This is a genomic window from Nocardioides sp., assembly GCF_034670285.1.
Taxonomy (GTDB): domain Bacteria; phylum Actinomycetota; class Actinomycetes; order Propionibacteriales; family Nocardioidaceae; genus Nocardioides.
On the sequence record NZ_JAXMNS010000006.1, the window covers coordinates 1 to 24362 of the forward strand.

Consider the following 24362-nt stretch of genomic DNA (forward strand, 5'->3'; position numbering starts at 1 on the left):
TTCTCGAGCAGCTTGCGCTTGCGCGAGATGTCACCGCCGTAGCACTTGGCGAGGACGTCCTTGCGGATGGCGCGGATGTTCTCGCGGGCGATCACGCGCGCACCGATGGCGGCCTGGATCGGCACCTCGAACTGCTGGCGCGGGATGAGCTCCTTGAGCTTGCCGGCCATCATCACGCCGTAGGCGTAGGCGGCGTCCTTGTGCACGATCGCGGAGAACGCGTCGACCGGCTCGCCCTGGAGCAGGATGTCGACCTTCACCAGGTCGGCGGCCTGCTCGCCGGAGCGGGCGTAGTCGAGCGAGGCGTAGCCCTTGGTGCGTGACTTGAGCTGGTCGAAGAAGTCGAAGACGATCTCGCCCATCGGCAGGACGTAGCGCATCTCGACGCGGTCCTCGGAGATGTAGTCCATCCCCTCGAGCGTGCCGCGCTTGGCCTGGCACAGCTCCATGATCGTGCCGATGTGGTCGCTGGGGCTGAGGATCGTGGCCTTGACGACCGGCTCACGCACCTCGGCGATCTTGCCCTCGGGGAACTCGCTGGGGTTGGTGACCTCGATCTCGGAGCCGTCCTCCATCGTCACCTCGTAGACGACGTTGGGGGCGGTGGAGATGAGGTCGAGGTTGAACTCGCGCTCGAGACGGTCGCGGGTGATCTCCATGTGCAGCAGCCCGAGGAAGCCGATCCGGAACCCGAAGCCGAGGGCCCCGGAGGTCTCCGGCTCGTAGGTCAGCGCCGCGTCGTTGAGCTGGAGCTTCTCCAGCGCCTCGCGCAGGTCGCCGAACTGGTCGCCGTCGATCGGGTAGAGCCCGGCGTAGACCATCGGGTTGGGGTGCTTGTAGCCGCCCAGCGCCTCGGTCGCGCCGTTGAACTGGGTGGTGACGGTGTCGCCGACGCGGGATTGGCGCACGTCCTTCACCCCGGTGATCAGGTAGCCGACCTCGCCGACCCCGAGCTCGCCGGCCTTGACCTGCTCAGGGCTGATGACGCCGACCTCGAGCATCTCGTGGGTGGCGTTGGTCGACATCATCTTGATGCGGTCGCGGTGGTTGAGCTTGCCGTCGATGACCCGGACGTAGGTGATCACGCCGCGGTAGGTGTCGTAGACGGAGTCGAAGATCAGGGCGCGGGCAGGCTGGTCGGCCTCGCCCTCGGGGGCAGGGGTCTCGGCCACGATGTGGTTGAGCAGCGACTCCACGCCCATGCCGGTCTTGGCGCTGACGCGCAGCACGTCCTCGGGGTCGCACCCGACGAGGCCGGCGATCTCGGCGGCGTACTTCTCGGGCTGGGCGTTGGGGAGGTCGATCTTGTTGAGCACCGGGATGATGTGGAGGTCGGCACCCATCGCGAGGTAGAGGTTGGCCAGCGTCTGGGCCTCGATCCCCTGCGCGGCGTCGACGAGGAGGACGGCGGCCTCGCAGGCCTCGAGGGACCGGGAGACCTCGTAGGTGAAGTCGACGTGCCCGGGGGTGTCGATCATGTTGAGCACGTAGGTGCCCGGCACGGCCTTCTCGTTGTTGTCGTCGGGCACCGTCCACGGCATCCGCACGGCCTGGCTCTTGATCGTGATGCCGCGCTCGCGCTCGATGTCCATGCGGTCGAGGTACTGCGCCCGGGCGGCACGCGCGTCGACGACCCCGGTGAGCTGCAGCATCCGGTCGGCCAGGGTCGACTTGCCGTGGTCGATATGGGCGATGATGCAGAAGTTCCGGATGATCGCGGGATCGGTGTAGCCGGGCTTCGGCGCAGATGCAGGCACGTGGGTCTTTCCGGGTCGAACGACAGGGCAGGACGCTGGCTGAATGGTCCCATGCCCGGGGCGGGGTTCGAAAAGGACGGGTGGGGCGCTCAGGCCACGAAGCGGTCCGGGTCCGCCCGAAGCCAGTCGTCGGCCCAGGTGTCGGGAGGTGCGTCGAGAAGCTGGCCGGGCTCCATTCTCTCGATCAGCTCGGCGTAAGACGCGATCTCGCCGTGGGTGATCCGGCGCCGCAACATGTGGGGGCGCAGCTCCTCGAAGGAGGCGAGGCCCATCGAGGCGACGACCTGCATCGCCTGCTGGAGCGTCTCGTGCTGGTAGGACGTGACCCGCGCGGCCTTGTCGCTCACGACCAGGGCGCGCATGCGCTTGGGGTCGAGGGTCGCGACACCGGTGGGACAGGTGTTGGTGTGACAGGTCTGCGCCTGGATGCAGCCCACGGCCATCATCATGGCGCGACCCGAGCTCGTGTAGTCGGCGCCCTGGATCATGCGCTTGACGATGTCGATGCCCGTGGTGATCTTCCCGGCCGCGGCGATCTTGACGTGCTCGCGCAGCCCGGTGCCGACCAGCGCCTGGTGCACGGTTATCAGCCCCTCGGTGAGCGGCATCCCGACGTGGTCGGAGTACTCCACCGGCGCCGCGCCGGTGCCCCCCTCGGCGCCGTCGACGGTGATCACGTCGGGGAACACCTGCTCCTCCAGCATCGCCTTGCAGATCGCCAGCACGTCGACGCGCGAGCCGACGCAGAGCTTGAACCCGGTGGGCTTGCCGCCGGCGAGCTCACGCATGCGTCCGATGAAGAGCACCAGCTCACGTGGAGTCGAGAACACCTGGTGGTAGGCCGGCGAGATGACGCTCTTGCCGACCTCGACCCCGCGCGTCTCGGCGATCTCCTGGGTCACCTTCGCCCCCGGCAGCACGCCGCCGATGCCGGGCTTGGCGCCCTGGCTCAGCTTGAGGTGAACCATCTTAACCTGGGGGTCGGCGGCCTTCTCGGCGAACTGCTGCTCGTCGAACCCGCCGTCCTCGGTGCGGCAGCCGAAGTAGCCGGAGCCGATCTCCCAGATCAGGTCGCCCCCGTGCCGGTGGTGCGGGCTGATCGCACCTTCCCCCGTGTCATGAGCGAAGTCGCCGGCAGCGGCGCCCTTGTTGAGCGCCTCGATCGCGTTGGACGACAGGCTCCCGTAGCTCATCGCGCTGACGTTGAGCAGCGCCATGTCGTAGGGCTGGGTGCAACCGGGGCCCCCGACCCGGACGCGGGGCGCGGTCTCCATGGTCGCGCGGGGAGCGACAGAGTGCACCAAGTACTCCGCGCCGACGGCGTTCAGGTCCAGCTCGGTACCGAAAGGGTGCGCCTCGCTGACCCCCTTGGCGCGTTGGTAGATCGAGGACCTCGTGTTGCGGTCGAAAGGTCGGCCGTCGAAGTTGCGCTCGATGAAGTACTGCTGGAGCTCGGGGCGGATGCCCTCCATCAGAAAACGCATGTGCCCGATCACCGGGTAGTTGCGCAGGATCGCGTGCTCGGTCTGCACCAGGTCGTAGGTCCCGACCGCCATCACCAGGATCGCCACCGCGAGCAGGATGAAGAGCCCGGGTCCGCCGATGGTCGCGGCCAGCGTGGCGATGAGGCCCAGCAGAAGGAAGGAGCCGAGGGCGTAGAAGCGCAGCATTACTAGGTTCTACCAGTGGAGCCCCACCCGGAGGGGCGGCCGTGCCGCGCATCGTCGACGATGGACGGGTGCCTCCCCCGACCCTTCCCCCCGCCCCTGTCGGACGCACCGCGCGGCGACTCGAGTGGGCTCACCTGCCACCCGCCCTGCGGGACCTGATCGCCGACCGGTGTGGCTCCCTCGTGGTCTCGGCGGTCTCGCAGCGCTCCGGCTTCACCCCCGGCTTCGCCTCGGTGCTGCTGTGCGAGGACGGCACCCGCCACTTCGTGAAGGCTGCCTCGCTGAAGGCCCAACGGGTCTTCGCCGAGGCCTACCGCGAGGAGGCCCGCAAGGCCGGCGCCCTGCCGCCAGGCATCGCCGCGACCCGCCTGCTGTGGACCCACGACGCCGACGGGTGGGTGGTGCTCGGCTTCGAGCACGTGACGGCCCGGGCACCCCATCGTCCGTGGACCCACGCCGACCTGACCCGCTGCCTCGACGCCCTCGCCGAGACCGCCCGGGCACTCACCCCGCCGCCCCCGGGACTGGACCTCGTCGACGCCGAGGTCGAGTTCGCCGACTGGCCGGCCAAGTGGGACCACACCCTGGCGACGTTCGCCCTGCCGAGCGGCGTCGAGGCTGCTGCGCTGGCGACCCGCCACGCCGAGGTCGTCGGCGGCGACACCGTGCTGCACTGCGACGTCCGCGACGACAACCTGCTCCTGACCGACGACGGCCGGGTCCTGCTGTGCGACTGGAACTGGCCACTGCGCGGCGCAGCCTGGCTGGACTCGCTCATCCTGCTCGTGGGACCACGCGGTGACGGCCTGGACGTCGAGGAGGTGCTCGCGACGCACCCGACGTTCGCCGAGGTCGAGCCCGAGGCGGTCGACATCATGCTGGCCCTGCTCACCGGCTACTTCCTCACCCACTCCGACCAGCCGGTACCGTCGTCCTCGCCCTACCTGCGTGACCACCAGCTCTGGCAGGGCGAGGCCTGCTGGGAGTGGCTCTGCGAGCGCCGAGGCTGGGCCGAATCACCGTGAACCCGATCGACGCAGTCGGATTTGGGCTCTGACCAGGCCCACTGCTAGATTTGCGCGTCGCGTGTCCGGCCCTCTGTGTGCCCTGCACTACGCCGACCGCACCAAGAACTTGCACGACCGACCAGCAGTCCATCCAGCAGTGAGGCGAACCACCCCGTGGCGAACATCAAGAGCCAGATCAAGCGCAACAAGCAGAACGAGAAGGCGCACGAGCGCAACAAGGCCGTCAAGAGCGCCGTGAAGACCGCGGTCACGAAGTTCCGCACCGCTGCTGCCGCCGGCAACAAGGACGAGGCCATCGTGCTCGGCCGCGAGGCCAACAAGATGCTCGACAAGGCTGCCTCCAAGGGCGTCATCCACAAGAACCAGGCCGCCAACCGCAAGTCGGCGATCTCGAAGACGGCCGACTCGCTCTGAGCTAGCCGCACACGATCGGGCGTCGCTCTCCACTCGGAGGGTCGGCGCCCTTTGTGTTGCCCGCTGCTGCAGGCTCCCCAGGCGTCCTCAGACGCCCTGGGCCCGGAAGAACGCGATCGTGCGGTCCATGGCCGCGTTGAACGCAGGACCGAAGGCGTGCCCGTCGTCGTACCACTCGAGCGCTGAGTCGACCCCGGCGTCGACCAACGCCTGGTGGGTGGCGCGGGCCCAGGCGGGCGGGCAGGTGTCGTCGAGGCGACCGTGCACCATCAGGACCGGCTCGGTGATGCGGTCGAAGTAGGGGCGTGAGGAGTTGCGGCGCCAGAACGCCGGGCTGTCCTCGGGCAGCCCCCACCGGCGCGCCAGGGCGGCGGTGCGATCGTCGTCAGCCGGGTCGCTGCGCTGGAACTGGTCGAAGTTCTGCGCCTCGAGCGAGGAGACCGACGCCCAGGGTGCTGCCGCCTGCACCAGGCCAGGCTCAGCGGCGAGCGCCTTGAGGACGACTCCGCCGCCCATCGAGCGACCGAACAGCGCCACCCGCTCATCGGCCACGGGAACGTCGGTCGAGCCGCGCAGCGCCTTGACGGCGTTGATGACGTCGGCCGAGTAACCCAGGCGCATCCGCAGCTGGTAGTCGGGGTCGTCGTCGGACTCCGCGTGGTTGCGGTAGTCGACGTGGAGCGCGACGTAGCCGCGCGAGGCGAGGTAGCCACGCTCACGGGTCATCCCCTGCCCGCGGACGTAGACGGCCGGGTCGATGTAGCCGTGCGCCAGCACGACGGCCGGGAAGGGCCCGCGACCCTTGGGGACGTTGAGCACCCCGGAGATCGTGTAGGACTCCGGACCGTCCTGCGTCGAGCTGCGGCTGCGGTAGGTCACGTCGTAGGAGGTGTAGGACGCGTTGTCCTCGCGGATGGCGCCGAGGCGGAGCCGATCGCCGCGATGGCGCTGCTCGGCGAGTCCGAGCACCGAGACCTCCGGCGCCGCCTCGCCCTCCTGCGGCGCGGCGTCGCTCGCCTCGGGCGGCGAGGGCTCAGCAGGCGGGACGGGCGGGGACGACGACTCCGTGGTCAGGGCCGGCGCGACGGGAGCATCGGCGTCCGGCTCGTCGGTGGCGGAGGAACAGCCTGCGCCCAGCAGGGACAGCGCGACCGCGGCGGCCACGAGTGATCGACGACGCCTCATCGGGCCACGCTACGGACGACGCCCAAGCGGCTCAGCGAGCGTCGCGCAGCGAGGCCACCGTGAGCACGAGTCGCTCGACGGCATAGGCCGCATCGCTCGAGGCGCCCTTGACGTCGGCGTCGGCCTTGGCGATCGCTCGGATCGCACCGGCCAGCCCGTGGTCGGACCAGCCGCGGGACTGGTCGCGCAGGGTGCGCAGCTTCCACGGCGGCACGCCGACCTCACGCGCGAGGTCGCCCTCGCGCATGCCGCGTGGGGCCCCCTTGTAGCGAGCCAGGCCACGAGCACTGCCCGCGAAGGCCGAGGTCACCAGGACCGAGGCCGTGCCGTTGTCGAGGGCCCACCGCAGCTCTTCGAGCGCCTTCTCGCGGTTGCCGGAGAAGGCGTGGTCGGCGACCGCGAACGACTTGGCCTCGGCGCGACCGCCGAAGTAGCGCGCGATCTTGTCAGCCGTCAGCCGTTCGCCGGGGAAGTCGTTGGTGAGCTGGTGGGAGGCCGCACTGAGGGAGCGGAGGTCCTGCCCGACGGCGTCGACCAGCGCCCGGCTCGCCTCGCCGTCGATGGTGGCGCCGAACCGTCGCACCTCGCTGGTCACGAAGCCGGGGAAGTCGGACGCCTTGAGCGCCTCCGACTTCACCTCGGTGACCGTCTTGAGCTTGCGCAGCTTGGTGAGGGTGCCCGAGCCCTTCTGACCGCCTCCGTGCACCAGGACGAGCCCGACGTCCTCGGCCGGAGCGGCTGCGTAGTCGAGGAGCCCGGCGACCGACTCCTCGGGGAGGTTCTCGAGGGCACGGACGACGATGCAGCGCACGGCAGAGAAGAGCGACGGTGCCGAAAGCTCGCCCAGCGTGGCCAGGGTCAGGTCGCCGGCGCCGGCCTCGGAGAGCTCGGCCTCGGGATCGTGGGCGCGCACGACGCCCTTGACCTCCTGGACGGTGCGCTCCCCCAGGAACTCCTCCTTGCCGGTCACGAGGATCACTCGCCCCAGCACGTCGTCAGCCCGCATGGGAGCAGACTGACACACCCCACCGACGGCTCACGACGTCGAGTCGATCTCAGCGGACCCGCTCGAGACGCAGACCGCCGCGGTCGCGCGCCACGATGATCGTGCCGTCCACGTCGGTGCGCGCCACCTCCGCTCCGGCTGCCTCCAGGGCAGCGATGACGTCGGGGGCCGGGTGCCCGTAGTCGTTGTCGGCGCCCGCCGAGATCAGCGCCGCCTCCGCCTCGACCGAGGTCAGCACGTCGAGGTCCTGGTGGCGGCTGCCGTGGTGGGGCACCTTGAGCACGTCGACGTCGAGGCCCGCCAGGATCGGCGCCAGGGTGGCCTGCCCGGGAGGCTCGAGGTCGCCGGTCAGCAAGACTCGTACGCCCTGCACATCGGCCACCAGGACGACGCTGGCGTCGTTGGCGGTGCTCCCGTCGCCCGGCCCCAGGTGCGGCGTCGACTCCGCCGGCCACAGCGCCCGCAGCGTGACCTCCCCGACCTGCAGCTCGCCCGACGCGGGCGCAGTGAGTGGGATGCCCTCGGCGACCGCGAGCCCGGCGACGTCGTCCACGGCTGCTGGTGGGTCCAGCAACGAGGTGGTCCAGATCGCTCCGACCGCACGGCCGTCGACCACTCCGTCGAGGCCGGCCACATGGTCGGCGTGGAAATGGGTGAGCACGACGAGCGGCACCTGCTCGACGCCCAGGCGGTCGAGGCACTCGTCGACCGCCGCGGGGTCGGGGCCCGCGTCGATGACGACCCCCGCTGCGGGTCCGGCCCGCAGGACGAGAGCGTCGCCCTGGCCGACGTCGCACATCACGACGGCCCAGTCGTCGACACGCCCGCCCGGCCACCACCCCGGACGGAGGAGGAGCACCCCCGCGGCCAGGACCGCCAGCAACGTCACCGCCACGGCGCGGGGTCCGGCCCTCGGGCGGCCGGCTCGCCACCTGCTGCGCACGGCGAGCGGCACCACGACCACGAGGGCGACGCACAGCGTCACGAGCAGCACGAGGGCCCAGAAACCCGTGCCCCAGTCGAGGGCAGCCAACGGCACCCTCGCACCGGTGCGCGCCACCCAGACGATCCATCCGACGCTCCAGCCGGCACCGGTGCCCAGCAGCTGACCGAGCCCATCACCGACCAGTGGCACCAGCCCCACCAGGCCGCCGGCGAGCCCGAGCACGGTGGCCGGACCCACCACCGGGGACACCAGGAGGTTGGCCGGCACCGCCACCAGGCTGACCTGCCCCGAGAGGGCTGCCACGACCGGCGTGCAGGCCAGCTGGGCGGCCGCCGGGACCGCGACCGCCTCGGCGAGCCACCGCGGCACCCAGGAGACCAGCGTGTCGCGCCACCCCGGGGCGAGCAGCACGATCCCGCCGGTGGCCATCGCCGAGAGAGCGAAGCCGGGCGAGACCGCCAGGCCCGGGTCGACGAGCAGCAGCGCCACGACCGCGACCCCCAGACCCCGCAGGGCACGCTGCCGCCCGTTGGAGCCCAGCGCGATCAACCCCACGGTGCCCATCGCTGCGGCTCGTACGACGCTCGGCTCGGTGCGCGCGAGCAGGAGGAAGCCGACGATCCCGCCGGCCGCGACCAGCGTCAACCACCGTCCTCGGACGCCGCACCAGCGCGCCACCACGAGGAGGAAGCCGACGATCAGCGTCAGGTTGGTGCCCGAGACCGCAGTCAGGTGGGTGAGTCCGGTGGTGCGGAAGTCCTCCTCGAGGCCGGGGTCGAGCCCGCTGTCGTCGCCGTCGACGAGTGCCGGCACCAGGGCCCGCTGCGCTGGCGGCCGATGGGCCACGGAGTCGCGGATCGAGGCCCGCACGGCCTCGGCCCCGCGCCACCAGACGTCGGGGTGCTCCTGCACCTGAGGGAGGGAGGCGCCAGGAAGCAGCGCGGCCAGGTCGGGGTCGTCGGCCGACGCCAGTCGACCGGTGGTCGAGATCCGTGATCCCAGCGGCACCGAGGCCCACCCTGGATCGCCGAGCACCAGGACCGGCGAGGAGAGCCGGTGCCGCAGGCCGCGCCCCACGACCTCCCGCACGTCGAGCCGTACGACGGCCTGGGCGCCGTAGAGCCCCTCGACGAGGCGCGGGTCCTGGCTCACCACACCGACCACCTCGACCGCGGCCCGCTCCGCAGCCAGCCGCGCCACGGGGCCGGCCGCGACCGCCTCCGTGCGCACCAGCGCCGAGGTCAGCACCGCGAGCCCCACCAGCGTCACCGCTGCCAGGCTGGTCCGACCCCAGCGACAACGCACGCAGAAGCCGAGGCCTGCGGTCACGGCCGCGCACAGCACTGCGAGCAGCACCCACTCGGGCGTCCGGGCCAGCAGCGCCGCGGCCCAGGCGACCACTGCCAGCAGCGGCATCCGCAGGTCGGTGCGAAGACCGGGCTCGCCGATGACCGCCGGGTCGTCCAGCGCGGGCACCGGCGGTCAGACCGTGACGAGGGGCGTGAGCTGAGCCAGGGTCGCCTCACCGATGCCGTCGACCTCCAGCAGCTCGGTCACCGACATGAACGCCCCGTGCTCGGTGCGCCAGGCGATGATCGCGGCCGCCGTGACCGGACCCACCTGCGGCAGCGTCTCGAGGAGGGTCTGGTCGGCCAAGTTGAGGTCGACCAGCGCCGCCGGTGGCGCGACTCCTCCGGCAGCAGGCGGCAGCGGCGCACCAGGCGCCGAGCCCGGCTGGCCGACCAGCAGCTGCTCCCCGTCGACGAGCACGCGCGCGAGGTCCAGCGACGTCGTGTCGACTCCCTTCCGTGCACCGCCCGCCTCGGCGAGGGCCTCGACGACCCGTGCGCCGGCGTCGAGCACCACGATCCCGGGCCGACGTACCTTGCCGGCGACGTCGACGGTGACGGTCTCGTCGGCCGCACCCGGTTGCTCCGCCGCCAACGGGTCCGACGGGTCCAGCGGGGCCGCGAGAGCCTCACCCGGCGTCGGCGCGACGATCGAGGCGCCCCCGGGCACCGCAGCCATCGAGACCGGCGGCTCGGGGTCGCCGCGCACGACCCACCAGCAGGTGATGGCCAGTCCCAGGGCGACCAGCACGGCGACCGCGGTGAGCTGGGCGGTGCCGAGACCGATCCTGGCGCGAAGCGGCTCGGGCACCACCCCGGCCGCTCGGACGACCTTTCGGTGCGCGGCATGCCGTCCCGGGACCGGGATCACCGGCGGCACCTGGTGGTCAGGATCGTCGGCGCGGCTGGGCTCGTGAGGCGAGGGCGGCGCCGAGTCCGGGGCCACCGGAGTGACCGGAGCGACCGGCTCGACCGGCTCGACCGGCCCCACCAGACTCAGGACCGGACGCTGCGCCACCCGGGTGTGCTCGTCCCACCACGTCCCGCCGACGGCCTCGGGGATCGGCCCCTCCTCGGGAGCCGCCGGCGCGCGTGCCGCCGCCAGCTGGTCAGAGAGCTCCGCCAGCCGCCGGGTGACCGCCTCGGAGTGCTCGGAGGAAGGACGTCGCGATCGCATGACGGCACGTTAGGAGCCCGCCACCCATCGACGTCGACACGTCACCACGCCTGTGGACCGGCACCACGAGATCGTCGGTTGTGGACGACTCGTGGGCAAGGAGCAGCGACCCGCAGCTCAGCGGCGCGGGGACACGCACACCGCGATCGTGCCCGGGCCCACGTGCGCCCCCAGCACAGCTCCGACCTCGGAGCACCACACCTCCCGGCCCCCGAGCTGGTCGGCGAGCTTGGCGTTCAGCGACTCTGTGAGGGCCTCGGCCCGCTCGGGGTTGGCGAGGTGGGCCACCGACACGTCGACCGGCTTCGTGCCCGCGGCCTCGACCGCGAGCTCGGCGAGCCGAGCGAGGGCCTTGCCCGACGTCCGCACCTTCTCGAGCGACGACACGACGCCGTCGGTGATCGTGAGGATCGGCTTGACCGCCAGGGCCCCACCCAGCAGCGCCTGGGCTGCTCCGATGCGCCCGCCACGGCGGAGGTACTCCAGGGTGTCGACGTAGAAGAAGGACGACGTCGCCTGCGCGCGCGCCAGGGCTGCGTCGGCGGCCTCCTCGACCGAGGCCCCCCGGCCGACCGCGTCGGCCGCGGCCAGGGCGGCGTACCCCGTGGCGACACCGACCTGGCGGGAGTCGAGGCACATCACGCGCACGCTCGCGTCGCGCGCCGCGAGCTGCGCGGACTCGAAGGTGCCGCTCATGTCGCCCGAGAGGTGCACCGAGAGGATCTGCTTGGCGCCGGACTTGGCGAGGCGGTCGTAGAGGTCGACGAACGCCGCCGGCGAGGGTCGCGACGTGCTCACCGGTCGGTAGTCACGCAACGCCTCGGCAACGCGCTCGGGCGAGGCCTCGGGCGCGTCCTCGTCGAAGGAGTCGGCGCCGATGATCACCTGCAGCGGCAGCACCACGATGCCGCGCTCCGCGGCGAGCTCTGCGGGGAGGCTGGCCGTCGAGTCGGTGACGACGACGATCGACCGGGCGGGCATGGCGTCAGGTTAGCCAAGCCCGCCGCGGTCCGTGCGTGCGGCTCAGACGACGACGTTCACGAGCTTGGGCTCGCGCACGATCACCTTGCGGACCTCGCGCCCCGCGATGGCTCCGATCACCGTCTCGTCGGCCAGCGCCAAGGCCTCCAGGTCGGCGGCCGAGATGTCCGGAGCGACCTCCAGACGAGCCTTCACCTTGCCCTGGATCTGGACGACGGCGGTGACCGTGTCCTCGACCAGGAGTGCGGGGTCGACGACCGGCCAGGCCGCGTCGGCGACCGTCGCGGAGTGGCCCAGCCGCTCCCACATCTCCTCGGCGACGTACGGCGCCACCAGCGACAGCAGGACGGCGACGACCTCGGTGGCCTCGCGCACCGCCGGGTCGGCGGGTCCGCAGCCTCCCTTGCCCACCCCGTCAATCGCCTTGCGGGTGGCGTTGACCAGCTCCATCACCTTCGCCACCACGACGTTGAAGCGGTGACCGTCGAGCAGGCTCTCGGCCTCGTGGACGGTGCGGTGCGTGACGCGGCGCAGGGCCACGTCGCCGTCGGCGAAGGAGACGCCCGGCTCGGAGGTGACGTCGCCGCTCAGGCGCCACGCACGCTGCAGGAACTTCTGCGACCCGGCCGGCGAGACGTCGGCCCAGTCGATGTTGTCCTCGGGCGGGCTGGCGAAGACCAGCGTGAGGCGGACGGCGTCCACGCCGAAGGCGGTCAGCTGCTCGCCCAGGTTGACGCCGTTGCCCAGCGACTTCGACATCTTCTTGCCCTCGTTGACCACGACGCCCTGGCCCAGCAGCCGCTGGAAAGGCTCGACGAAGTCGACCATCCCCATGTCGTGCAGGACCTTGGTGAAGAAGCGCGCGTAGAGCAGGTGCAGCACCGCGTGCTCGAGCCCGCCGACGTACTGGTCGACGTTGCCCCAGGTGGCGATCTTCTCGGGGTCGAAGGGGCCCTCGGTGTAGCCGGGCGAGGTGAAGCGCAGGAAGTACCACGAGGAGTCGACGAAGGTGTCCATCGTGTCGCTGTCGCGCTTGGCCGCGCCGCCGCACGAGGGGCAGTCGACGTTGACCCAGTCCTCGGCCGCGGCCAGCGGCGAGGTGCCCTTGGGCTTGAGGTCGGCACCCTTGAGCTCGGGCAGCTCGACGGGCAGCTGGTCCAGGGGCACGTCGACCTCGCCGCACGAGGGGCAGTGGATCACCGGGATCGGGCAGCCCCAGAAGCGCTGCCGGCTCAGCAGCCAGTCGCGCAGGCGGTAGTTGACCGTGCCGGTGCCGGTACCGCGCTCGGCCAGGACCTCGATCATCGACGCGATCCCGGCGACCTTGTCGGTCTTGCCGTCCAGCGGACCCGAGCTGACGTAGGTGCCGTCGCCGGTGGTCGCGACGTAGGTCTCCTCGGGGTTGTCCTCCCCGGTGTCGACCACGCGCCGCACGGGCAGGTCGAAGGCCTTGGCGAAGTCCAGGTCGCGCTGGTCGTGGGCCGGCACGGCCATGATCGCGCCCGTGCCGTAGTCGGCCAGGACGTAGTCGGCCGCCCAGACCGGCATCTGCTCGCCGTTGACGGGGTTGGTGGCAGTGACGCCCAGGTCGACGCCGGTCTTGGGGCGGTCGGTGGCCAGGCGGTCGATGTCGGAGGCCTTGCGGGTCTCCTCGCGGTAGGCCTCCAGCGCGGCGCGCTGGGCGTCGCTCACGATCTCGCCGGCCAGGTCGGCGTCGGCGGCGACGACCATGAACGTCGCGCCGTACAGCGTGTCGGGGCGGGTCGTGTAGACGGTGACCGGCTCGTCGCGGCCCTCGACCGCGAAGTCGACGTGGGCGCCCTCGGAGCGACCGATCCAGTTGCGCTGAGCGGTCACGACGCGGTTCGGCCACGAGTCGGCCACGGTGTCGAGGTCGGCCAGCAGACGCTCGGCGTAGTCGGTGATCTTGAAGTACCACTGGGTCAGGTCGCGCTTGGTGACCACGGCGCCGCAGCGCTCGCAGGCGCCGTCGACGACCTGCTCGTTGGCCAGCACGGTCTGGTCGTTGGGGCACCAGTTGACCGGGCTCTTCTTGCGGTAGGCCAGGCCCCGCTCGCGGAACTTCAGGAACAGCCACTGCGTCCAGCGGTAGTACTCGGGGTCGGAGGTGTGCAGGCGCCTCGTCCAGTCGAAGGACAGGCCGTACTTCTTCATCGAGTCGGCCTGCGTCTCGATGTTGGCGTAGGTGTAGGTCGCGGGGTGCTCGTTGTTGCGGATGGCGGCGTTCTCGGCCGGCAGCCCGAAGGAGTCCCACCCCATCGGGTTCATCACCTCGAAGCCGCGGAATCGCCAGTAGCGCGCGATCACGTCGTGCAGCGCGAACACCTCGGCGTGACCCATGTGCAGGTCGCCGCTGGGGTAGGGGAACATCGTCAGCGCGTAGCGCCCCTGCTTCTCCCCCGAGGCGACGGCGGCGTCATCGGCGCGGAACGGGTCGAGGTCGTCCCACACCTGCTGCCACTTCTGCTCGATCGCGGCGGCGTCATAGGCGTTGGGGACTTCGGCGTCGGACGGAGTGTTCGACGGGGTGCTCATCGGGGTATTCATCGGGGTGCTCATCGGGGCGTATCTCCTGCTGGGACGACTCGGGGTGCTCGGGACATGAAAAAACCCCTCGCATGGAGGGGTGGCCGCGCGATCGCTCGATGGTGAGGTGCGATCAGCGCGGCTGTCCAAGAAGCAGGGCGCGGGTGCTCATGGGGCCATGCTAGCGCGTCAGCACCGACTCGAGGAACGCCACCTGCGCCGCGACCGACTTCGTGAACGTCTCCCCCTCGTAGATGTCGAAGTGGCCGACGTCGAAGCGCTCGACCTCGACACGACCGTGCGCCTTGGCCGCGACCCGCTCGACGGCCGACGGCGGCGCGATCGTGTCGTGGGCGGCCACGACCAGCATCAGCGGCATCGTCACCTTCGAGGCCGACGCGACCGGGCGGTTGACGAGGATCGGCAGGATCCCCCGCGCGAGCATCCGGTTCTCGAACGTCGGACCCATGATGATCTCGTAGCCCGACAGCCCGTCGTGCGACGTGATGGCGGCCAGCTCGCCGGGGGCGGCCACGATCGGGATCGAGTAGTCGCGCTGGACGACGCCGCGCAAGGCGTGGGCGCTCAGGCGCAGCAGCTGCTTGATCCCGGCGTACTTGACGATCTCGACCACGGCGGCCAGCCCGTCCATCGCGGCGCCCTGCGAGATCACCGCGGCGATCCGCGGGTCGCCGGCGGCGACGGCGATCACGTGACCACCCGAGTAGGAGCTGCCCCACAGCACGACGCGATCGGGGTCGATGCCCTCGAGGCCGCGGACCTGCGAGACGACGCTGCGGTAGTCGGCGCGGTGACGTCGGTGGTCGACGCACTGGCGCGGCTCGCCGGACGACCCGCCGAAGCCGCGGTAGTCGAAGATCACCACGTCGGCGCCTGCTGCGGCGAAGCGCTCGGCGAACGGCGTGAGCCCGGCGTCCTTGGTGGCTCCGAAGCCGTGGGCCATGACGACGCACGGGCGACCCGCTGCCGTCGTCCACGCCTCGCTCTCGGCGCGGTAGTGCCACGCCGCGATCGTGTCGCCGTGGCTGGTGAGGACGAGATCGGAGCGGGTCACCCTACGATCACACCATGACTTCTGAGCCTTCTCGCACTGTGTCCGACCTGTTCCGGCTCGACGGCAAGGTCGCCGTCGTCACCGGGGCCTCCAGCGGCCTCGGCGTCGCGTTCGCCAAGAGCCTCGCCGAGGCCGGCGCCGATCTCGCGCTGGGTGCGCGCCGCGTCGACAAGCTCGCCGACACCGCCGCGCTCGTCGAGGCCGCCGGACGCCGTGCTCTCACCGTGGCCACCGACGTCGCCGACCCCGACTCCTGCACCAACCTCGTCGCCCTGGCGATGGAGGAGTTCGGCCGCGTCGACATCCTCGTCAACAACGCCGGCATCGGCACCGCGGTGCCGGCCACCCGGGAGACCCCCGAGCAGTTCCGCAACGTCATCGACGTCAACCTCAACGGGTGCTACTGGATGGCGCAGGCCTGCGGCCGCGTGATGCAGCCGGGCTCGAGCATCATCAACATCTCCTCGGTCCTCGGGCTCACCACCGCCGGGCTCCCCCAGGCCGCCTACGCCGCCTCCAAGGCCGGGCTCATCGGTCTCACCCGCGACCTCGCCCAGCAGTGGACCGGTCGCAAGGGCATCCGCGTCAACGCGATCGCCCCCGGGTTCTTCGCCTCCGAGATGACCGAGCAGTATCCCGACGGCTACCTCGATGCCATGGGGGCCCGCATCCCGATGGGCCGCAAGGGCGACCCGGCCGAGCTGGCCGCGACCATCGTGTGGCTCGCCTCGGATGCCGCCGGCTACGTCACCGGTCAGACCCTGGCCGTCGACGGCGGGATGACGATCACCTGACCTTGAAGGTCTTCACGACCTTCGCCCCGGTCTGATCGCCGACGGCGCGGACGACGTAGCGGCCGGCCTTCTTCGGCCTCGCCGTGAACGACGCCCTGCCGCTGCCCAGGGAGAGGTTCTCGGTGACCTTCATGCCGCGTCCCTTGAGCGTGACGGTGGCGGTGCGGTCACCCTTGAAGCGCGAGAGGGCCGTGCGGACCTTGCCGCCGGCCCTCGGCTTGCCCGGCCGGACCGTCACGGCGGCGTTCGCCGACGAGGTCGCGGGATCGCGTACCAGACCAAGAGCCCGCGCGATCGTCGCGTGGAGGTCGGTCTGGTCCGTCAGCCCGACGATGCCGGCGGCCTGAGGTCCGTAGCCGGCGATGCGCACCTGGGAGCCGGTGTGCTGCTGGGAGTCACCGGGCACGGAGGTCCCGTAGGTGATCGCCATCGGGGCGCCGTCCGCGGTGAGGAGCGTGACCCCCACTCCCGGAGTGACGCTGCCGACCTCGACGAGCTGCGCGGAGTGCGCGTGGTCGGCGGTGACGAAGACCGAGGTGTTGCCGTCGGCCTCGGCGAAGTCGAGGGCGACCCGCACGGCCTCGTCGAGATCGACCGTCTCGCCGATCTGGCCGCACGCGTTGGCCGCGTGGTCCTGCTTGTCGATGCTGGCGCCCTCGACCTGGAGGAAGAAGCCGTCCGGGTTCTCCAGCAGGTCGATCGCCTTGCTGGTCATGTCGGCCAGGGTCGGCTGGGTGGCCGGGCGACCTGGGTTGGTCTCGCACTCCCTCGCCGGGCGCTGGGTGCCGTCCAACGTGGCCTCCGGCCCGACGTAGCGCACGGCGAGGTTGCTCTCGGCGAACAGGCCGAGCAGGGGGGTCTTCTGGTCCGCAGCGGACACCGCCCGAAGCTCGGCCCTGGTCGAGACGACCTCGAAGCCGAGCGCGTCGGCCTGCTCGAGCACCGACCGGCCCTCGTGCACACCGGCGGTGACCTCCTCATCGAAGTATTTCGCCCCGCCACCGAGCGACACGTCCGGGCGCGTGACCAGAAGCTGCTCCGAGATCGAGCCGGGTCCACCGTTCTCGAGAGCCTCATCGGGGCACCAGGCCGTCGTGCGCTCCGGTCCCTTGCAGCCGCGCTCGGTGATGTGCGCGACCTGCGCAGCAGGAGTGGCGTCCTGGATGTCGGCGGTGGAGACGTTGCCGGTCTTGAGCCCCTCGCGCTTGGCCAGCTCGAGCAGGGTGCGTCGACTCTTGCCGTTCACGTCCACCCCGATCGCCCCGTCGAAGCTCTTCACCCCGGTGGCCCAGGCCGTGGCCGTGGCCGCAGAGTCGGGCACGTAGTCGGGCAGCCCGGTGGCTCGGTCGAGCGAGTACGTCGTGAGCTGACCCGTCAGTGGCAGGGCGTCGATGCCCGCGAACCGGCCCGCTGCTCCCTCGGCGTAGTTGCGGGCGATCGTGATCTCGGAGTCGCCCATCCCGTCACCGATCAGCAGGATCACGTTGTGCGCCTGCCCACCGACGATCGCTGAGTCGAGCGACGCGGTGCGGTCGCCGGCCAGGCGCGAGGCCGCGTCGGGGGTGGCGGTGGCCAGGCCGACGACGGCGACCGCGCCGACGAGGCCGGCGCTGCTCGCAAGTGCGATCGCGGCCGCTGAGGCCACCGTCACGCGACGACGGGTGGGGGTGGAGAGCGACATCTGGTTCCTTCGCACGAGGTGACAGGAGACGCCCCGGACCCTAGTCGACCCCGCGGACCGTCGCGGGAGGACGAGCTCAGCGGTCCCTGTAGGCCACACAGACAGAGGGACGCGGGAAGTCGTCGGTGTGCGGCCAGGTGCTCGCCTGGTTCTCGAACGTCGACCCGTCGACCTCGCCGGGGTGCTGGACGGCGAAGAACAGCGAGCGGTTCTTGTCGGCGATCAACGGGCCGCAGGCCTCGGCCCCCACCGGCATGGTGACGAACTGGAGCACCCGCCCCCGCTCGGGGCCGGCCACCGGAACCCGGAAGATGCCGTCGTTGGACCCCAGGACATTGCCGTCGGTAGAGATCCACAGGTTGCCGTCGGTGTCGAAAGTGAGGTTGTCGGGGCAGCTGATCGGACTGACCTTGCTCTTGTCGAAGCCCCCGAAGTAGGTCTCAGCCGCGGCGGGGTCGCCGCAGACGAGCAGCAGGTTCCAGGTGAACGTGGTGCGTTCGTGGTCGTCGTCAGAGGGAATCATCTCCAGCACGTAGCCGTTGCGATTGCCTGCCGCCTCGGTGAGCGGCTCCCCGAGCGAGGAGCGCACCATCGAGGAGGCCACCGGGTTCGCCTCGTCGACCGGCAGCTCGGGCTTTCCGCGGTTGGAGTTGTTCGTCAGGGCTGCGTAGACACGGCCGTTGACCAGGTTGGGCTCCACGTCCTCGGGGCGGTCCATCCGCGTCGGCGAGACCTTGTCCGCGGCCAGCCTGGTGAACAGGAGCACGTCGGCCACCGACATCCCCGGCACGTACGACGTCGTGTCGCTGGTGAGCCTGATCCACTCGCCGGTGCCGTCGTGCCGGCCGTCCTCGGACCCGTCTCCGGTGAGACGGGCGACGTACAGGGTGCCCTCGCTGAGCAACGCCTTGTTGTGCTTGCGGTGGGCGCGGGTCTGCTTCGGCTTGTACTTCTTCCTCGAGACGAACTTGTAGAGGTAGTCACCGCGCTCGTCGTCGCCCATGTAGGCGACCGCGTGCCCGGACGAGGCGATCACGATGTTGGCACCCTCGTGCTTGAAGCGGCCGAGCATCGTGTGCTTCACCGGCGTCACGTTCGGCTCCATCGGGTCGAGCTCGACGATCCAGCCGAAACGGTGGGCCTCGTGCGGGTCCAGCGAGAGGTCGAAGCGGGCATCGACCTCGCTCCAGCCTCGACCCTTGCCGGTGATGCCGTAGCGCGCGTACTCGGCGGAGTAGCGCTCGTCCAGGCCTGCGGAGGCGTCGAAGTACTGGTTGAAGTTCTCCTCGCCCGAGAGCACCGTGCCCCACGGCGTCATGCCCCCCGCGCAGTTGTTCAGCGTGCCTCGAACCCACGACCCGGCGGGGTCGGCGACGGTCCGCAACCGCTCGTCACCGGCCGCCGGGCCGTCGAGCCGGAAGAGGCTGTCGATGTGGACCCGCCGGTTCTGGGGGCACGAGGCGAGGTCCTTGACCTGCCGCCACGAGCCGGGCGCCGATCCGCGACGGATCCTGACGACCGACATCCCGTGGTTGCTCATCGCGATCGCCTTGATCTCGGCGTCGGTGTAGGTGTCGGCGGGGAACATCAGGTCCTCGTCGGTGTACTCGTGGTTGACGACCAGCAGGGCGTGGTCGCCCCGGAGCGGAAGCATCCCGACGTAGTCGCAGTTGTAGCCGAACTGTTGACGAGCCGCCTCCGGCGTCTGCGGGCGGACGTCGAACCGCGGCGCACCCGGCACCACCCGGTCGCCCCAGCTGATGATCACGTCGCTGGTGTAGCCGGGCGCCGTCACGACGGCGTCGCGGGTGTTGGGCGCAACCGGTCGAAAGTCGGCGCGAGCGAGGTTGGCGCGAGCGGCACGGGCCGCACGTGCCGCGGGGGTGCCCGGACGGGTCGAGGTGGCAGCGGTTGCGGGTGCCGTGAGCCCCAGCACCATCGCGCCCGCGCCAGCAGCGGCTCCGGTGAGGACGCTGCGGCGAGCGATGGCCTTGGCGATCTCGTCCTGCACGTGCCCGTTCTCGCTGCGGTTGGGCTCGGGGTGGTCGCACGCGTTGCCACAGCGGAAGAAGCAGGTCATGTTGCTGCGCGACCCGTGCGGGCCGGTGCGGTCAAGGGGCGTCAGCGGGAGAAGTCGGCGCTCGACTGGCGGCTGCGAGATCGTCATGCCGCGCACGCTAGAAAGTCTCGGCGAGTCCGGGGCGACCATCAGGTGAACGCCAGCCAGCCCCCTGTCGACCGGCTGGGGGCGGCACGGCCGTCAACGGCGCCAACGCGCACGTGCGTGCGCGAGCGCCACTGCGTCGGCATACCCGAGACGCGCCGCGACCGCCGCCACCGGCATCGTGACCCGGCCGTCCAGCAGCGTGGCCGCCAGCGCCGAGCGCACCTCGTCGAGCAGCTCCTGGTAGCCGACGCCTTCGTCGCGCAGACGGCGGCGCAGCGTGCGCTCGCTCACCGCCAGGGCGGCTGCCACGTCGACCATCGGAGCGCCGCGCCCCAGCTGCTGCACGATCAGCACGCGCACCGCCTGTGCCAAGCCCGAGCGTGCGCGGCGGGTGTCGACCGTGTCGGTGCACACCTGAGCCGCGAGGGCGAGCCGCTGCGCGCTGCGCTCGGGGAGCGGTCGCTCCAGCTGGTCGGTCCCGAACCGGATCGTCGCCGCCTCGCGACCCGTCGTCCAGACGAGCGTTGCGCCGACCCCGCCGGGCACGAGGCTCTCCAGCACCCGGTGCACCGCGACGGCGTCACGCTCCACGAGGAAGCGTCGTACGTCGACGGGCAGGGCTGCGCCGTCGATGCTGATGGTCACCACGTCGGCGTCCGCCGTCGCGCGCGGCAGGGCGAAGGCGTTGCTGAGCTCGATGAAGCGCACGGCGAACACCATCGCGTCGAGCACCGAACGGCTGGCGAGCAACGCGTAGCCGAAGGCGCCGAAGGTGGCGGCGTCGTAGCGTTCGCCCACCGCGGCGCCGACCTCGCCGAGCGCCCGGTGGAGGGTCCGCACGACGCGCAGCTCCTGGGCCGCGGTCACCTCGTCCCCCGCGCTCTCGAGCCGGACGACGTCGGCGGCGCGCAGCCCGGTGCCGACCAGCGCTCGTTGCGGCGTCAGGCCGGCATCCACCGCGAAGTCGAGCAGCACCCGGAGCCCGGTCGGCGACCGGGGGAAGTCCCAGCCCTCCGCGGCGGGCTCGAGCACGATCGACGACATGTCCGGAATTATCAACTGGCCTCGTGCCGCGCGCCACCACGGGCCCGCGCAGCGCCCTAGCCTCGCTGCATGAGCACCCACACCTCGCCACGCGTCGTCATCATCGGAGCCGGCTTCGGCGGACTCGGCGCGGCTCGGGCCCTCAAGGAGCAGGGCATCACCGACATCACGGTGCTCGAGCTCGCCGACGGCGTCGGCGGGGTGTGGCGCGACAACACCTACCCCGACGCAGCGTGCGACGTGCCCTCGCCGCTCTACTCCTGGTCCTGGGCGATCAACCCCGCGTGGGGACGGCGCTACTCCAAGCAGCCTGAGATCCTCGCCTACCTGCGCCAGGCCGCTGAGCGCGAGGGCCTCACCGACCTCGTCGTCACCGGTGCGGCCGTCGTCTCCTGCGTGCTCTCGCCGGACGACCAGACCACCTGGACCGTGACCACGGCCGACGGGACGGCGTACGAGGCGGACCTCGTGGTCTCCGCCGTCGGACAGCTCTCCAACCCGGTGATCCCCTCGTTCCCGGGCGCGGACACGTTCGTCGGCCCCGCCTTCCACTCCGCCCAGTGGCGGCATGACGTCGACCTGTCGGGCAAGCGCGTCGCGGTGATCGGCACCGGCGCCAGCGCCATCCAGTTCGTGCCCGGCATCGTCGACGACGTGAGCGCGATGACGGTCTTCCAGCGCTCGGCGCCGTACGTCGTCCCCAAGCCCGACCAGGCCTACCAGGGTCGGCACCACCGCGCGTTCGAGAAGTGGCCCCGCCTGCTCGACGTCGAGCGGGGCGTGACGTTCCGGCTCACCGAGCTGCTCAACGCAGCCCTCGGCGGTCAGGTGAAGTGGTCCAAGGCGTTGCTCGCCACCGTCGGCGCCGCGTGGAAGCTGCACCTGCGTCGCCAGGTCAAGGACGCGAGCCTGCGAGCCAAGCTCGTGCCCGACTACGACATCGGCTGCAAGCGCATCCTGTTCTCCAACGACTGGTATCCCGCGATCGCACGTGAGCACGTCGACGTGGTGACCGAGCGGGTGGCTGCCGTCGAGCCGAACGGCGTGCGTGACGCCGCCGGCGTCCTGCACGAGGCCGACGTCCTGATCTGGGGCACCGGCTTCGCCGCCACCGCCTTCCTCGCCGACGTCGCCGTGACCGGGCAGGACGGCGCCGACCTGCACGACGCCTGGGCGGACGGGGCCCGGGCCCACCTCGGCATGGCCGTGCCCGGCTTCCCCAACTTCTTCGCGATCTACGGGCCCAACACCAACCTCGGTGGCAGCTCGATCATCAACATGATGGAGGCCCAGGCCGCCTACGTCGCCCAGGTCGCGCGCCGTCTGGCCGACTCCGACGCCCGCCGCGTCGAGGTGCGCGCCGACGTCTACGACGCCTACGACGCCGAGATGCAGACGCGCTTGTCGAGCACCGCCTGGACCGGCTGCGAGAGCTGGTACGTCGACGGCCCGCGCATCACCACAAACTGGCCCGGCAAGGTCAGCGAGTACCAGCAGCGCACCGCCACCGTCGACTGGTCAGAGCTCACGCTGACCTGAGCCGGGCCGCCCCCGGCTCAACGAGCCGGGCGCTTGACGCCCTTCAGGGGTGCGGCGGCAGTCGGGTCCTCGGGCCAGGAGTGCTTGGGGTAGCGCCCCCGCAGGTCGGCGCGCATGCCCGGGTAGCCGGTGGTCCAGAACGACGCCAGGTCGGCTGTGACCGCGGCGGGGCGACCGGCCGGCGAGAGCAGGTGCAGCAGCACCGGCACCCGGCCGTCGGCCAGCCGCGGCGTGCTGGTGGCGCCGTACATCTCCTGGACGCGGACGGCGAGCACCGGTTGGTCGGGGGCGTAGTCGAGGCGCACCGTGCTGCCGCTCGGCACGCTCAGCCGCTCCGGGGCGAGCTCGTCGAGGCGGCCGGCCTCGGGCCAGGGCAGCAGTCGTCGCAGACCGGCAAGGACGTCGATTCGCGTGAGGTCGCGCGTGGTGCGCACCCGCGCGAGGTCCTGACCGAGCCAGGTGTCGATGGAGGCCAGCAGGGCCTCGTCACCGACGTCGGGCCACGGGTCGCCCAGGCTGCGGTGCAGGAAGGCAAGGCGCTCGCGCAGCGCGGTCGCGGCCTCGCTCCAGCGGAGCACGTCGAGGCCCTCGCGTGACAGGCCCTCTCGGACGGCGTCGGCGACGAGCGTCGGATCGGGATCGGTCAGCGCGACGCTGCCCAGCTCGATCGCGCCCAGTCGCGTGATCCGACGGGCCACGATGCGTCCCTCGCCCCAGCGGACCTCCTCGGCCTCCTCCCACCGGCTGGCCGCGGCCTCGAGGGCCAACGACTCCTCCAACGGCGCCGCGGAGCGCACGAGGGCGTCACGAGCCCTGGGCGAACGGTCGACGTCGGCGACCGCCAGCCAGCCGAGCCCGGTCAGTCCCCCCTCTCCGCGCGGCAGCACTGCGCCGGTGCCCGAGGTCATCAGGTAGGCCGAGGAGTCGGACCGGCGGCGTGCGATCCGGTCGGGGTGAGCCAGCGCCACGACGGTGCCGGCGGCCAGGTCGTCGCCGAGCCCGTTCTCCCCGGTCAGCGCCCGGAGGTCCTCGGGGAGCGAGCCGAGGAGCCGCTTGACCGCCAGCGACCAGGCGCCCGAGGCCGGCCCTCCTCGGCGGAGTGCGCGCAGCGCTGCGACCAGGTCTCCCCCGGGTGCCCGGACGTCCTCGCCCAGCAGAGCGACGACCTCCGCAGCGCGGCGGGACCCCACGAGCCTCGCGCCGTCGAGCAGCGCCCGGGCCAGGCGCGGGTCGGTGCCGAGCCGGGCGGCCGCCGTACCCGACGCGGTGACCTCCCCCGCCGGACCCAGCAGGCCGAGGTCGACCAGGGTGGTGCGGGCAGCCTCCATCGCCGCCACCGGCGGCGCGTCGAGCAGCGCCAACCCGGTCCCGTCCGGGCTCCCCCAGAGCGCCAGCTCGAGGGCAAAGCTCGTCAGGTCGGCGGTGGCGATCTCGGGCTCGGGGTGAGCCGCGAGGTGCGCGTGCTCGGCCTGCGACCAGCAGCGGTAGACGGTGCCGGGCCCCTCGCGACCGGCGCGACCCGCGCGCTGCGTGGCGGCCGCCTTGCTCACTCGCACCGTGACCAGGCCGGCGAGCCCGCGGCGGTGGTCGGTGCGCGGCTCCCGGGACAGCCCGGCGTCCACGACGCTGCGGACCCCCGGCACGGTCAACGACGACTCCGCCACGGCGGTCGACACGACGACCCGGCGCCGTACGCCTTCGGTGAGCGCGAGATCCTGGGCCGAGGTCGGGAGGCGACCGTGCAGCGGTCGGACGTCGACGTCCGCCCCACCGGGACCGCTCAGACCACTGAGACCACCAAGACGGCGGGCGACCTCGTCGACCTCACGCGCGCCCGGCACGAAGACGAGCACATCGCCCGCCTGCTCGCTCAGGGCTTGCCGCGTCGTGGCCGCGACGTGGTCGAGATGATGTTGCGGGCCGTGTCGGTAGATCAGGCGGCGGTCGAATAGCTTTCGGGCTTAGCCGCCTTGGCCGCATCCGCTGCCTTGAGCACAACACA

General features: G+C 71.6%; 17 protein-coding genes. 4 read left to right on the plus strand and 13 right to left on the minus strand.

From position 1 onward, the window contains the following. Both lepA and VOI19_RS00785 read right to left on the minus strand, forming a co-directional pair. Positions 1 to 1757, minus strand: a 1757-nt coding sequence (gene lepA / locus VOI19_RS00780; RefSeq protein ID WP_323791043.1) for a translation elongation factor 4, incomplete at its 3' end; no start/stop codon positions are given. Between the two features lie 89 nt (positions 1758 to 1846). Continuing rightward, a complete protein-coding gene (locus VOI19_RS00785; RefSeq protein ID WP_323791044.1) occupies positions 1847 to 3427 on the minus strand; it encodes an FMN-binding glutamate synthase family protein in 1581 nt (526 codons plus the stop codon). Between the two features lie 68 nt (positions 3428 to 3495). Here VOI19_RS00785 and VOI19_RS00790 point away from each other — a divergent pair, with 68 nt between their 5' ends. Then, on the plus strand, positions 3496 to 4452 hold the full coding sequence (locus VOI19_RS00790) for a phosphotransferase (protein WP_323791045.1): 957 nt from the start codon (positions 3496 to 3498) through the stop codon (positions 4450 to 4452). Positions 4453 to 4608: 156 nt separating this feature from the next. After that, complete coding sequence (gene rpsT, locus VOI19_RS00795; protein WP_323791046.1) at positions 4609 to 4869, plus strand: 30S ribosomal protein S20; 261 nt, start codon at positions 4609 to 4611, stop codon at positions 4867 to 4869. A gap of 87 nt (positions 4870 to 4956) precedes the next feature. Here rpsT and VOI19_RS00800 read toward each other — a convergent pair whose 3' ends face one another. The 7 genes from VOI19_RS00800 to VOI19_RS00830 all read right to left on the minus strand — a co-directional run bounded on the left by VOI19_RS00800 (position 4957) and on the right by VOI19_RS00830 (position 15135). Beyond that, a complete protein-coding gene (locus tag VOI19_RS00800; protein ID WP_323791047.1) occupies positions 4957 to 6054 on the minus strand; it encodes an alpha/beta hydrolase family protein in 1098 nt (365 codons plus the stop codon). Positions 6055 to 6085: 31 nt separating this feature from the next. Beyond that, positions 6086 to 7060 carry a DNA polymerase III subunit delta gene (holA, locus tag VOI19_RS00805; protein ID WP_323791048.1) on the minus strand — a complete coding sequence of 325 codons (975 nt, stop codon included), beginning with the start codon at positions 7058 to 7060 and terminating at the stop codon, positions 6086 to 6088. 49 nt (positions 7061 to 7109) lie between these two features. After that, the gene (locus VOI19_RS00810; protein WP_323791049.1) at positions 7110 to 9482 is read right to left on the minus strand and encodes a ComEC/Rec2 family competence protein; all 2373 of its coding nucleotides are present in this window, start codon (positions 9480 to 9482) and stop codon (positions 7110 to 7112) included. Between the two features lie 6 nt (positions 9483 to 9488). Further along, the gene (locus VOI19_RS00815) at positions 9489 to 10532 is read right to left on the minus strand and encodes a ComEA family DNA-binding protein (RefSeq protein ID WP_323791050.1); all 1044 of its coding nucleotides are present in this window, start codon (positions 10530 to 10532) and stop codon (positions 9489 to 9491) included. Positions 10533 to 10649: 117 nt separating this feature from the next. Next, positions 10650 to 11513 carry a DegV family protein gene (locus VOI19_RS00820; RefSeq protein WP_323791051.1) on the minus strand — a complete coding sequence of 288 codons (864 nt, stop codon included), beginning with the start codon at positions 11511 to 11513 and terminating at the stop codon, positions 10650 to 10652. A gap of 42 nt (positions 11514 to 11555) precedes the next feature. Continuing rightward, a complete protein-coding gene (gene leuS, locus VOI19_RS00825) occupies positions 11556 to 14069 on the minus strand; it encodes a leucine--tRNA ligase (RefSeq protein ID WP_323791052.1) in 2514 nt (837 codons plus the stop codon). A 172-nt stretch (positions 14070 to 14241) separates the two neighbouring features. Next, the gene (locus VOI19_RS00830; RefSeq protein WP_323791053.1) at positions 14242 to 15135 is read right to left on the minus strand and encodes an alpha/beta hydrolase; all 894 of its coding nucleotides are present in this window, start codon (positions 15133 to 15135) and stop codon (positions 14242 to 14244) included. Between the two features lie 14 nt (positions 15136 to 15149). Between VOI19_RS00830 and VOI19_RS00835 the strand changes: the two genes are divergently transcribed. After that, positions 15150 to 15929 carry a 3-oxoacyl-ACP reductase family protein gene (locus tag VOI19_RS00835; protein WP_323791054.1) on the plus strand — a complete coding sequence of 260 codons (780 nt, stop codon included), beginning with the start codon at positions 15150 to 15152 and terminating at the stop codon, positions 15927 to 15929. Here VOI19_RS00835 and phoA read toward each other — a convergent pair. The 3 genes from phoA to VOI19_RS00850 form a co-directional block, all read right to left on the minus strand. After that, positions 15922 to 17610 (minus strand): alkaline phosphatase, encoded by a 1689-nt coding sequence (phoA, locus tag VOI19_RS00840; RefSeq protein ID WP_323791055.1) that lies wholly within the window; start codon positions 17608 to 17610, stop codon positions 15922 to 15924. The two genes, VOI19_RS00835 and phoA, sit on opposite strands and share 8 nt — an antisense overlap. A 76-nt stretch (positions 17611 to 17686) precedes the next feature. After that, entirely contained in the window at positions 17687 to 19777 is a 2091-nt protein-coding gene (locus tag VOI19_RS00845) for a PhoX family phosphatase (protein WP_323791056.1), read from the minus strand. Positions 19778 to 19870: 93 nt separating this feature from the next. Further along, complete coding sequence (locus VOI19_RS00850) at positions 19871 to 20821, minus strand: AraC family transcriptional regulator ligand-binding domain-containing protein (RefSeq protein WP_323791057.1); 951 nt, start codon at positions 20819 to 20821, stop codon at positions 19871 to 19873. A 69-nt stretch (positions 20822 to 20890) separates the two neighbouring features. Between VOI19_RS00850 and VOI19_RS00855 the strand changes: the two genes are divergently transcribed. Further along, positions 20891 to 22360: an NAD(P)/FAD-dependent oxidoreductase gene (locus VOI19_RS00855; protein WP_323791058.1), complete on the plus strand. Its 1470-nt coding sequence runs from the start codon at positions 20891 to 20893 to the stop codon at positions 22358 to 22360. 17 nt (positions 22361 to 22377) lie between these two features. Here VOI19_RS00855 and hrpB read toward each other — a convergent pair whose 3' ends face one another. Then, positions 22378 to 24297: an ATP-dependent helicase HrpB gene (gene hrpB, locus VOI19_RS00860; RefSeq protein ID WP_323791059.1), complete on the minus strand. Its 1920-nt coding sequence runs from the start codon at positions 24295 to 24297 to the stop codon at positions 22378 to 22380. Positions 24298 to 24362 lie beyond the last annotated feature (65 nt).

Coding starts and splice junctions, on each gene's coding strand:
- VOI19_RS00785 (WP_323791044.1), bottom strand. CDS start 3,427: ATGCTGCGCTTCTACGCCCTCGGCTCCTTCCTTCTGCTGGGCCTCATC.
- VOI19_RS00800 (WP_323791047.1), bottom strand. CDS start 6,054: ATGAGGCGTCGTCGATCACTCGTGGCCGCCGCGGTCGCGCTGTCCCTG.
- holA (WP_323791048.1), bottom strand. CDS start 7,060: ATGCGGGCTGACGACGTGCTGGGGCGAGTGATCCTCGTGACCGGCAAG.
- VOI19_RS00815 (WP_323791050.1), bottom strand. CDS start 10,532: ATGCGATCGCGACGTCCTTCCTCCGAGCACTCCGAGGCGGTCACCCGG.
- VOI19_RS00820 (WP_323791051.1), bottom strand. CDS start 11,513: ATGCCCGCCCGGTCGATCGTCGTCGTCACCGACTCGACGGCCAGCCTC.
- leuS (WP_323791052.1), bottom strand. CDS start 14,069: ATGAGCACCCCGTCGAACACTCCGTCCGACGCCGAAGTCCCCAACGCC.
- VOI19_RS00835 (WP_323791054.1), top strand. CDS start 15,150: ATGACTTCTGAGCCTTCTCGCACTGTGTCCGACCTGTTCCGGCTCGAC.
- phoA (WP_323791055.1), bottom strand. CDS start 17,610: ATGTCGCTCTCCACCCCCACCCGTCGTCGCGTGACGGTGGCCTCAGCG.
- VOI19_RS00845 (WP_323791056.1), bottom strand. CDS start 19,777: ATGACGATCTCGCAGCCGCCAGTCGAGCGCCGACTTCTCCCGCTGACG.
- VOI19_RS00850 (WP_323791057.1), bottom strand. CDS start 20,821: ATGTCGTCGATCGTGCTCGAGCCCGCCGCGGAGGGCTGGGACTTCCCC.
- VOI19_RS00855 (WP_323791058.1), top strand. CDS start 20,891: ATGAGCACCCACACCTCGCCACGCGTCGTCATCATCGGAGCCGGCTTC.